11 protein-coding genes are annotated in these 10,035 nt (G+C 30.4%); 7 read left to right on the top strand and 4 right to left on the bottom strand.

Annotated features, from left to right (window positions below):
• The 4 genes from ACR0QS_RS07415 to ACR0QS_RS07400 all read left to right on the top strand — a co-directional run.
• Nucleotides 1–1,566 (top strand): efflux RND transporter permease subunit (locus ACR0QS_RS07415; RefSeq protein WP_432632801.1); only part of this gene is annotated, 1,566 nt, incomplete at its 5' end.
• Nucleotides 1,567–1,638: 72 nt separating this feature from the next.
• On the top strand, nucleotides 1,639–2,007 hold the full coding sequence (locus ACR0QS_RS07410) for a DMT family protein (RefSeq protein WP_432632800.1): 369 nt from the start codon (nucleotides 1,639–1,641) through the stop codon (nucleotides 2,005–2,007).
• A 9-nt stretch (nucleotides 2,008–2,016) separates the two neighbouring features.
• Nucleotides 2,017–2,658: an RluA family pseudouridine synthase gene (locus ACR0QS_RS07405; RefSeq protein WP_432632802.1), complete on the top strand. Its 642-nt coding sequence runs from the start codon at nucleotides 2,017–2,019 to the stop codon at nucleotides 2,656–2,658.
• 138 nt (nucleotides 2,659–2,796) lie between these two features.
• Nucleotides 2,797–3,753: a peptidylprolyl isomerase gene (locus tag ACR0QS_RS07400; protein WP_432632799.1), complete on the top strand. Its 957-nt coding sequence runs from the start codon at nucleotides 2,797–2,799 to the stop codon at nucleotides 3,751–3,753.
• A gap of 703 nt (nucleotides 3,754–4,456) precedes the next feature.
• Here ACR0QS_RS07400 and ACR0QS_RS07395 read toward each other — a convergent pair.
• The gene (locus tag ACR0QS_RS07395; RefSeq protein WP_432632798.1) at nucleotides 4,457–5,455 is read right to left on the bottom strand and encodes a P1 family peptidase; all 999 of its coding nucleotides are present in this window, start codon (nucleotides 5,453–5,455) and stop codon (nucleotides 4,457–4,459) included.
• A 123-nt stretch (nucleotides 5,456–5,578) separates the two neighbouring features.
• Here ACR0QS_RS07395 and rdgB point away from each other — a divergent pair, with 123 nt between their 5' ends.
• Complete coding sequence (gene rdgB, locus ACR0QS_RS07390) at nucleotides 5,579–6,166, top strand: RdgB/HAM1 family non-canonical purine NTP pyrophosphatase (RefSeq protein WP_432632797.1); 588 nt, start codon at nucleotides 5,579–5,581, stop codon at nucleotides 6,164–6,166.
• A gap of 41 nt (nucleotides 6,167–6,207) precedes the next feature.
• Nucleotides 6,208–7,167 (top strand): ABC transporter ATP-binding protein, encoded by a 960-nt coding sequence (locus tag ACR0QS_RS07385; protein ID WP_432632796.1) that lies wholly within the window; start codon nucleotides 6,208–6,210, stop codon nucleotides 7,165–7,167.
• A gap of 175 nt (nucleotides 7,168–7,342) precedes the next feature.
• On the opposite strand, the gene ACR0QS_RS07380 is transcribed toward ACR0QS_RS07385, so the two are convergent.
• The gene (locus ACR0QS_RS07380) at nucleotides 7,343–8,143 is read right to left on the bottom strand and encodes an AAA family ATPase (protein WP_432632795.1); all 801 of its coding nucleotides are present in this window, start codon (nucleotides 8,141–8,143) and stop codon (nucleotides 7,343–7,345) included.
• A gap of 2 nt (nucleotides 8,144–8,145) precedes the next feature.
• Nucleotides 8,146–8,343 (bottom strand): hypothetical protein, encoded by a 198-nt coding sequence (locus ACR0QS_RS07375; protein ID WP_432632794.1) that lies wholly within the window; start codon nucleotides 8,341–8,343, stop codon nucleotides 8,146–8,148.
• A 131-nt stretch (nucleotides 8,344–8,474) separates the two neighbouring features.
• Here ACR0QS_RS07375 and ACR0QS_RS07370 point away from each other — a divergent pair, with 131 nt between their 5' ends.
• Nucleotides 8,475–9,170 carry a YggS family pyridoxal phosphate-dependent enzyme gene (locus ACR0QS_RS07370; RefSeq protein ID WP_432632793.1) on the top strand — a complete coding sequence of 232 codons (696 nt, stop codon included), beginning with the start codon at nucleotides 8,475–8,477 and terminating at the stop codon, nucleotides 9,168–9,170.
• 23 nt (nucleotides 9,171–9,193) lie between these two features.
• On the opposite strand, the gene ACR0QS_RS07365 is transcribed toward ACR0QS_RS07370, so the two are convergent.
• Nucleotides 9,194–9,724: a hypothetical protein gene (locus tag ACR0QS_RS07365; RefSeq protein ID WP_432632792.1), complete on the bottom strand. Its 531-nt coding sequence runs from the start codon at nucleotides 9,722–9,724 to the stop codon at nucleotides 9,194–9,196.
• Between the last annotated feature and the right edge of the window lie 311 nt (nucleotides 9,725–10,035).

The raw sequence follows: 10,035 nt of genomic DNA, 5'->3' as shown, positions 1-10,035 counted from the left end.
GTCAATAATAATATTCATAAAAATATAGAAAAATTTTATTTGAGTCTTTTAATAATCGTTATTAAAAATAAAAAGAAAGCTTTTATTTTTGTCGGATTTGCTTTGCTTGTTTCGTTAATATCTTTATTAATTTTAATAGGAAAGGAAGGCTATCCAGTATCGGACGAAGGAACTATAATTTCGAGATTAAGATTGCCCGTAGGTTCGAGAGTGGAATTTACCGATTCTTTTATATTCAAAATGGAAGACAATATAAAAGACAGTTTAAGCAATAATATGGCTTATTATGAATCGAGAGTAAGAACGGGAAAAAACGAACATCATGGCGAGGTTAGAATAAAATTAGTAGATAAAGAAGAGGGTAGGAAGCATAAAATAAATAAATATGTGGAAACTATAAGAAATAAAGTAAACGGCTATCCCGGTAGAATAGAGCTTAATTCGGAAAATGTCGCTTTCGGAAAACCTAAAAATTACAGCTCGATTATAATCGAACTTGTGGGAGACGATTTGGAGCGAGGATATAATATCGCGGATTCAATCATAAAATCAGTTTCAAAAGTGCGAGGAATTAGAAATGTTTTGATAAAAGAAGACGATTCGAGCAGAGAGATGATATTTGATGTTAATAGAGATTTGGTTTCAAAAATGGGGGTAAATGTAAACACAATAGCAAATATTATAAGAACTTCTTTCAGCGGAAATGTGGCAAGCAAAATGAGATTTGGAGATTCTATAAATTTTGATTCGGATATTATAGTTCGACTCGAAGATAAAAACAGAAAGAATATTTCGGGCGTTCATAAAATAATGATTCCGACTCCAAACGGCATCGTCCCGATATCGTCTTTAGCGAATATAAATAGAGATACGGGACCTATGGAAATAAAAAGAAAAAACGAAAAAAGAATAATAGAAATAAATGCCGATTCTTTCGGACGCCCGATAAACGATATAGTGAACGATATAAGAAAAGAAATTAATAATATTTATATTCCAATCGGTTTTTCGGTTAATTTTGCGGGAGATTACGAAGATATGCAAGAAGCTTTTTATCATTTATTAGTGTCTTTAATAATGGCTTTGATTTTTGTTTACGCGATTATAGCGACTCAATTTGAATCTTATATAATTCCTTTCGTAATATCTTTAGCCGTTCCTTTCGCTTTATTCGGCGCTTTAATATGTTTATATTTTAGCTTTAATACTTTGAATGTTTACAGCGGAATTGGAATAATAATGCTTATTGGAATTGTGGTTAATAACGGAATAGTATTGATTGATTATATGAATAAATTATTTTTGGAAAAGAATATAAATTGGGATATTGCCGCTTTGGAGGCTTGCAAAAGGAGAATGCGTCCCGTTCTTATGACTTCTTTGACTACTATTTTGGGTTTATTTCCAATGATTATCGAAACGGGAAGCGGAAACGAAATGTATAAACCTATCTCAATCGCCGTTTGCGGAGGTTTAATATTTTCCACAATGTTTACGCTCGTTATAATTCCTTCGATTTATTCGAGTTTTAGAAATAGATTTAAAATTAAAAAGAGAGAAGAATAAATTTCAGTCGATAATTATTATTGATTATAAATAATAAATTTTTAATAAATATTTTTTAGGAGAATAAAATTTATGAAAGGTATAACTACAATAATACTTCTTATTTTGTCAAACACTTTTATGACGATTGCATGGTATGGACATTTAAAATTTAATCAAATAAAAGGCTTAGATAAATTGGCGCTTCCTCTAATTATTCTTATTAGCTGGGGAATAGCTTTATTTGAATACTGTTTTCAAGTTCCAGCAAATAGAATAGGATTTTCAGGAAACGGAGGTCCATTTTCACTTATGCAGCTTAAAGTTATTCAGGAAGCGATTACATTAACCGTATTTACAATTTTTACTATAGTATTTTTCAAAACCGAAACTTTTAGGCTAAATCATTTTATAGGTTTTATATGTTTGATACTTGCCGTGTTTTTTATATTTAAGAAATAATTTTTTATGATTAATATTATTTACGAAGACGAATATTTTATAGCGATAAATAAAGACGCTGGAATCGAAGTTGACGAGAATTTAACAAAAACAATTAAAAAAGAATTCGATAAAATAGAAAATCTTTACTTGGTTCATAGAATCGACAAATATACTTCTGGCATAGTAATTCTTGCAAAAGACGAGAGCGTTAAAAAATATTTTGAAGACGCTTTTAAGAATAGAAATATAAATAAAATATATCATGCAATAGTAGAGGGAACTTTACAAAATAAAAAAGGAACTATAAACTTATCAATCGGAAAAGACAAGAAAAATCCTAATAAAAGAATTCCTTTGAGTGTGAAATTGGGCGGAGAAAACGCTATAACAAACTATAAAGTTTTGAAAAAGTTAAAAGAACATACGCTTTTGGAATTAAATCCGATTACAGGCAGAACGCATCAAATAAGAGTTCATTTGTCAAGCATTGGGCATCCGATTATTGGAGATAAAATTTATTCCAAAAACGCTAAAATATATAAAATGAAAAGTTTTGCGCTTATAGCGAAAGAAATTCATTTTATTCATCCGATAAGTAAAAAGAATGTCGATATAATCGTAGAATATAATAAAGAATTTTTAAGACGATTAAAACTGCTTGAAATATAATTTTTATAATTTTAATCAAAATTAATTAACGAAAAAAATTAGTTGCATATAAATTATTTTAATGTTATTCTTTATAAACGGTTTTAATTTTTAACGATAAATAATAAATAAAAAATAAATTAACGGAGATTTATTCCAATGAAGAAAATTATTTTGCTGTCTTTTTTTATATTTAATAATTTTTTTAATAATATTTTATTCGGCGATGTGGTTAATAGCATAGTCGGAATTGTAGGTTCGATGCCGATAACTTACGAAGATTTTATAAGCAGAAGAACTTTTTTGAATCTTCAGGCAAAATCGATTGGGCAGAATATAAATGACGATATAGTTTATAAAGATTTGGTTGAAGAAAGAATAATGTATTTGAAACTGCAGGAATATAATTATACGATAGAAGAAAACGATGTAAGCAGAAGATTAGACAGCATTGCCAAACAGTATAATATGACATTAGACCAATTTTCAAAACAATTAAGAGCGGAAGGCATTTCCTACGAAGAATATAGAAACTCAATAAAAAAACAAATCGCGATGGAAAATTTAAGCGGGCTTGTGGTAAATAGTTCGGATATAAGCGACACGGAAGCTGATGAATTTTATAACAATAGTAAAGATAAATCTATGTTTGAAGTCGACACTTTGGTTAAACTTTCTTGGATATTTTTTCAGGCTACGACTTTTACGGAAAAAGGCGAAAAACAGCAAATTGCAAATACTGTTAGAGGATTGGCGGCGAGAGGAGACGATTTTTCGGAACTTGCAAAAAAATACAGCGATGACAGAGCGACAAAAAATAATGGCGGAGATTTGGGCTACAATCTTTTATATGACGAAGGAAAAAAATCTTTGCCTGCTCAAATCAACGCGGGACTTAATTTGGTAAAGAGAGGCTATAAAGTTGGGACGGTTAGCACGGTTAGGGAATTAGTCGGAAAAGGATTTTATATCGTAAAAATAATTTCCGTAGAAAAAGATATGGACAGTATAAGAACGCGAGTAAAAAATTATCTTGGCGAAATTCGTATGAGAGAATCTTTCGTTAAATGGCTCGAAGATGAAACCAAAAGAGTTTCTGTAAAATTGTATAAATAATTATTAGTATAGCAATGATAAATTTTTTTCTTAAACGCTTGACAAACTACAAAAAATTTATTATAATATAGCTACCTTAATTAAATTAAATTTTTGGAGGCAAAAAATGAAAAACAACAAAAATTACTGTAAATTCGTTAGTCAAGTCAAGTCAAGTCAAGTGCTAAAATTATATCTTTAATCACATTATTTATATTATTATTTTCAATTAGTTGCAAACCAAAACAAGACCCAAATGATGGAGAGGACAATGAATATAGTAAAGATGGACTTATCCCTAAAGCATATTGGGGAACATACTATAAGACTACAGGGGAGAATATAACGGCAACAGTTTCATCAGAAGCTATAAGTTTTTATAGAGGTTCAGGTAGTATTATATATACCTTTTCTACATCTGATAATAAGACTTCATATACTGGAGGAAATATTTGGAATTTTCGTGGTAGAGAGGATTCTGGTGGTATAATAAAATTTGGACGAAATGAGAAAAGGCAAAGAGTATTATATGAAGACCCAACTCCAAACGAAAAATGGACTTTTATTCATAATGACGATAAATAGTAAATTATAAACTTAAATTCTAATTTATTATTAGTTATAAGCCAAATAAAAATATATTACTCTCTACACTCCGTGTGCCTCGCCAAATGCGGACTTCACTCTGTTGGCTTCTATCCTAGTCTCGGCAAATGACAATATTTTATTTCATCAAATCATTATAAGCCTTGAAACCGTAAGCGGATTTTGTATTAATTATAGCCGAGTTTATAGCTTTTCCCATTACGATTGCCGCAATACTTCCAACAGCGTCCAAATTGGCGTTCACATTTCCAACCGACATTGCATAAATACTGTCGCCGTCTAAAGCCGTATGAACGGGTTTTATTGTCCTTGCAAATCCGTTATGAGTCATAGAAGCGATTTTTCCAATTTGAGATTTTGTAAATTTTGCGTTCGTTATAACAACTCCGATAGTCGTGTTTGTAGTTATATTATTTTCAATATCGAAAGAGAGATTTTTATTTTCCGCTGTTTTTATCAATTCTTCTTCGGAATTTCTAAATCCGTTTTTTTCTTTATTGAGAAGTCCCGCTATCATTGAACCGCTTTCATAATCGAAAATATCTCCAAAAGCATTAACCGAAACTATAGCGCCGACTTTTAAATTTCCAATTTGTAAAGCGTAGAATCCGAGTCCAGATTTCATTGCATAATCTATTCCCAATATTTTTCCGACTGTCGCTCCCGTTCCCGCTCCATGATTTCCCATTTGAATATTATTTTTTTCGGAATTGACGCAGGCTTGATAGCCCATTTTTGCATCGGGACGAATTTTATAATCTCCGACTCTCAAATCGAATATACAAGATTCGCAAACCAAAGGAACTTTTGTAACGCCGACATCGAATCCTATATTTCTTTCTTCCAAATATTTCATTACTCCGTCCGCCGCATCCAAACCGAACGCACTTCCTCCGCTCAATAAAACGGCATGAATAACTTCGGCGGATGCAAAAGGTTTAGTTAATTCGCTTTCTCTTGACGCTGGTCCTCCTCCTCTGACATCGAGTCCCGTTATCGCTCCTCTTTCGCAAATTATAACCGTGCATCCTGTTCCCGCTTTTTCGTTTTCGGCGTTTCCTATTTTTATATTTTCTATGTCGGTTATTTTTATTTCTTTCGTTAAATCTTTATTCATAATTTTTACTCAAAATTAATTTTTATCAATTATATATTATCAATATTCAAAATCAAATTTTATATGGTTATTTTATTAATATATGTTATTATTTTAATATTACTAATTATGGATTAAATTTAAATGATAAAAAAATTAATTATAGCGACAGCAAATAAACATAAATTAGCCGAAATAGAATCAATCTTACAAAATAGCGTTAATGAAATAGCGCCTATGCCAGCGGACATGGAAATCGAAGAAAACGGAAAAACATTTATGGAAAATTCTTTAATAAAAGCAAAAGCGGTTTACGATAAAACAAAAATTCCATCATTAGCGGACGATTCGGGACTTTGCATTAACGCACTCGAAGGAAAACCCGGGCTATATTCCGCGCGATACGGTGGAGAAAACTTAAGCTATAAAGAAAAAATGCAAATGATTTTGGAAGAATTGAAAGATAAAAAAGACAGAACGGCATATTTTATAACTTCGGCGGTATGCATGCTAAATGAAAAATATTATATCGCTTTGGAAGGAAGAGTCGATGGAAAAATAATTGAAAACCCGAGAGGATTTGAAGGTTTCGGATACGACCCGATTTTTATGCCAAATGGTTTTAATATAACTTACGCGGAAATGAAAGCGGAAGAAAAAAATTTAATCAGCCATAGATTTATTGCAATGTCGAAAATGAAAAAAATATTATCTTGCATTTATGAGTATTAATTTATATAATTAACATAATATTAAAACGAAGAATAAAAATTATGAGCGATTTATTAAAAGTAGAAAATTTAAAAATGTATTATCACACCTCCAAAGGACAAGTAAAGGCGATAAACGATATTAGCTTTGAAATAAAAAAGGGCGAAACTTTGGGAATAGTCGGAGAATCGGGATGCGGTAAAACGAGTCTCGGAACTTCTTTACTCGGAATGCCTTCAGTCCCTGGAAAATACGAAAGCGGAAAAATTATAATTGACGGCGAAAATATTATCGAATTGAAAGAAGAATATATTAGAAAAAATATAAGATGGGCTAAAATATCGATGGTTTTTCAAGGCGCTATGAATTCTCTCACTCCCGTTTACACTATCGGAAAACAAATGCTTGAAACTTTAAACCGACATATCGAAATGGATAAAACGGAAGCCTTAAAATTGATTGAAGAATATTTGGGTTATGTGGGGCTTCATTCGAGCGTGGCAAACAGATATCCGCATGAACTTTCTGGAGGCATGAAACAGAGAGCGGTTATTGCGGCGGCTTTATTTCTTAAACCAAAACTTATAATATTGGATGAACCGACTACGGCGCTTGATGTAATCGTTCAGGCTCAAATAATAAATCTATTAAAAAAATTAAAAAAAGAATTCGATTTATCTTTTATATTTATAACTCATGATTTGGCTTTGGAATCGGAAATTGCCGACAGAGTTTGCGTAATGTATGGTGGAAAAATTGCGGAAATTGTAAATAACGAAAATATTTATAAAAACGCGAAACATCCTTATACTAAAAGACTTCTTGCAGCCACTCCGAGATTAAATAATTCTGCGGACAAATTGGAATTCATAGAAGGAGTTCCTCCCGATTTACTTAAACAGCATGAAGGATGCATGTTTTACGAAAGATGCAAAGAGAGAATTGAAAAATGCAAAACCGAAGAGCCGAAAATTAAAGAAATAGGAAGCGGACATTTTTGCGCATGTCATTTGATTGATTAATAGGATTTTTTATTAATTCTATATTCTTTAAAAGTTAAATACTGTTTATTGCCGTAAATTGAATTCTTGAAATAACGCCGATAAATATTGAAAATATTATAAGTATTATATAAATTAAATTTTCTTTTTTAATGATTTTATTTTTCATTTTTTATCCTAATTATTTTTATTACGATTAGAAAAAATCTGCGAAAGATTTTTCTCTCGCATTTTCTTCGTTTAAAAGTCCCAAGTCGTATAAATATCTCGTGACGGCTAAAGAAAATCCGCCTTTGATTGGAGTTTTCGGATATAATATTATTAAAGGAGTTCTCTTTTGAATAGAAACCATAACTTTTTCTTCGTCAAATAAAATCGGTCCCAGTAAAACCAAATTTATATCCAAAGAAAATTTATCGGCAACTTTTTTAACTTCTTTGTAAAGATTAATAGCCCAGTCGATATTTTTTACTTTATTTACTATCAAATACATTTTGTTTGTTATTTTATTTACGAACATCATTTTCATTAGTCTATAAAGGTCGGTTAATGAAGTTATTTCGGGATTTGCGATTAAAATAATATCGTCAGACATTTCATAAAATTTCATCATAGCTTGAGTTATTCCAGCCGCGTAATCGATTAAAACATAATCGTATTCTGCGGATAATTCTTTTAAATCTCTCGCCAAAGTCGACAAATTAAAATCGTTTTCAAATTGAACGAATCTTTGAATATTGATTCCCGCGCTTATTACATCTATATTGAATTCGCTTTTTATGATGCAGTCTTTTAAAGTGGAATTTCCTTCAAAATATTCCTGCAGTTTTGATTCGGGTTTTACATGAAGAAGTATAAAAACATTCGAGCAGTTAATATCAATATCGAAAACCAAAACTTTATAGCCTCTCGAAACCAATTCGGTGGCGAAATTAACCGTGCATAGAGTTTTGCCCGCTCCACCCTTTCCGCTTGAAAAAGATATTATTCTCCCCATAATCATTGCTCCGTATATAATTTTAGAACCGAAGAAACTTTAGCCCTCACATCTTCGTCCCAGTCCAATATATGAGGTTTAAGCGCTTTTATGACTAAAATTCTATCCGTATCAAAAACGATTTCGGATAATTTATCGAGGGCATGAAGCCTTTTATTTTTATCTTCGCTTTCCAATTCGGAGAGTATTTTTTTTATCATTTTTATTTCCGTATTTATTAAAAATTAGAATAACTGTATTTATTATATATTATAAAACTTTTTTGTAAAGATTGTATAAAATAGGGTAGGGCGATTATAGACAAATAAAATTTTTTTAGTATAATATATTTATGAAAGCCGATTTAATACTTCAAAAATATAACGAAATAAAAAATAATATCAATCTTCTAAAAGAAAAATATAATATAAATTACGATATAGAAATTATTGCCGTTAGCAAATATTCGTCTTTGGAAACAATAAAAAATTTTTTGTCGCTTGATTTGAATTTGCCTTTAGCCGAAAGCAAGGCTCAAAGTCTGCGGGATAGAGTAGGGGAGCTTGAGAATTTTAAAAATATTAAATGGCATTTCATAGGACGAATTCAAAGCAATAAAATAAAATATATCGTAAAGTTTGCCGACTTGATACAAAGCGTGGATTCCGTAGAAATTGCGGAAATTATAAATAAAGAAGCTCAAAAAAATAATAAAATACAAAATATATTACTTCAATTCAATATAAGCAATGAAAGTCAAAAAGGCGGATTTAATTTATCCGATTATAAAAAAAATTATCAAAATATTTTAAATCTTAAAAATATAAAAATCAAAGGACTTATGGGAGTCGCCTCGAACAGCGAAGATTCAAATTTAATCGAAAACGAATTTGAAAGCCTTAATAAAATATATAACGATATTAATTTGGAATTCGATAAAAATAAAATTTCGATTCTTTCTATCGGTATGACTTCGGACTATCATCTCGCAATTAAACATGGCGCAAATATGATTAGAATCGGAAGCGGATTATTAGGGAATTCTTAAATTTAATTTTTTATTTTAAATTCTTATTGAAATCGTCTCGGTCGGTCTACCGTTATAAGATAATTCCAAACATAATAAAATATCGTATCTTCCGTTGTAAAATGTTCTATCGCTTCGTCTTTTTTTAGCGACAACATGGCATTTGAAAACGATTCTTCTTTTTCAAGTTCTTTTATATTGAGCGCCAAATTATCGGTATGATTTTTGACTTTAATCATAAGTTCGGTTGGCAAATTTCTTTCGTAATTTCTGCTCGTTAAAGTTTCAAGCGCGTATTCTATTTTATCGGGCGTTATTCTTGCGGATATTTCTTTTATCTTCGAATCTTCTTCGTTCAAAATATTTTCAGTCCAAGAGTTGAATTCGTTTATCCATTCTTTATACAAATTTCCGTATTTCTCGGAGTTAACATAATAATCGTTTTTTATATCGTTTGGAAGAATATTGATAAAATTATTATATCTTTTATGCATGGCGTAAATAGAACCGCCGTCTTTTCCGCATGATATTATCGCGGTTGTTACTAATAAAATTAAAATTATTGTTTTTTTCATTTTGCAAATCCTTTTATTTTAAATTTATTTTCTTTATTTTATAACGAAATTAAGGCAATTTATTTGATTAAAAATTTGATTAAAAATCGGTCGCCTCGGAACATTGATAATTTCATAAATAGGGCGAATTTTTCAAGCCAAGAATAAAAAATTTATATGCAAGTTAACATAATATACATTATCGGAACATACATGTATTTATTATTCTTCCTCCACCTTTCGTTATTTTTCGTTAATTTTATATGTTTTTAGGTTTTTGTCAATCTAATTAAAAGCTCATTATTAATCAAAAAATTATTCGTTAAAATTAT

Source organism: Brachyspira sp., assembly GCF_050873525.1.
Taxonomy (GTDB): domain Bacteria; phylum Spirochaetota; class Brachyspiria; order Brachyspirales; family Brachyspiraceae; genus Brachyspira.
The sequence above is the reverse complement of the archived record's forward strand: the minus strand, read 5'-3'. Positions and strand labels throughout refer to the sequence as shown.

What these genes read in the sequence shown, in the direction of transcription:
- ACR0QS_RS07410 (WP_432632800.1), top strand. Translation starts at nt 1,639, where the DNA reads ATGAAAGGTATAACTACAATAATACTTCTTATTTTGTCAAACACTTTT.
- ACR0QS_RS07400 (WP_432632799.1), top strand. Translation starts at nt 2,797, where the DNA reads ATGAAGAAAATTATTTTGCTGTCTTTTTTTATATTTAATAATTTTTTT.
- ACR0QS_RS07395 (WP_432632798.1), bottom strand. Translation starts at nt 5,455, where the DNA reads ATGAATAAAGATTTAACGAAAGAAATAAAAATAACCGACATAGAAAAT.
- rdgB (WP_432632797.1), top strand. Translation starts at nt 5,579, where the DNA reads ATGATAAAAAAATTAATTATAGCGACAGCAAATAAACATAAATTAGCC.
- ACR0QS_RS07385 (WP_432632796.1), top strand. Translation starts at nt 6,208, where the DNA reads ATGAGCGATTTATTAAAAGTAGAAAATTTAAAAATGTATTATCACACC.
- ACR0QS_RS07380 (WP_432632795.1), bottom strand. Translation starts at nt 8,143, where the DNA reads ATGGGGAGAATAATATCTTTTTCAAGCGGAAAGGGTGGAGCGGGCAAA.
- ACR0QS_RS07375 (WP_432632794.1), bottom strand. Translation starts at nt 8,343, where the DNA reads ATGATAAAAAAAATACTCTCCGAATTGGAAAGCGAAGATAAAAATAAA.
- ACR0QS_RS07370 (WP_432632793.1), top strand. Translation starts at nt 8,475, where the DNA reads ATGAAAGCCGATTTAATACTTCAAAAATATAACGAAATAAAAAATAAT.
- ACR0QS_RS07365 (WP_432632792.1), bottom strand. Translation starts at nt 9,724, where the DNA reads ATGAAAAAAACAATAATTTTAATTTTATTAGTAACAACCGCGATAATA.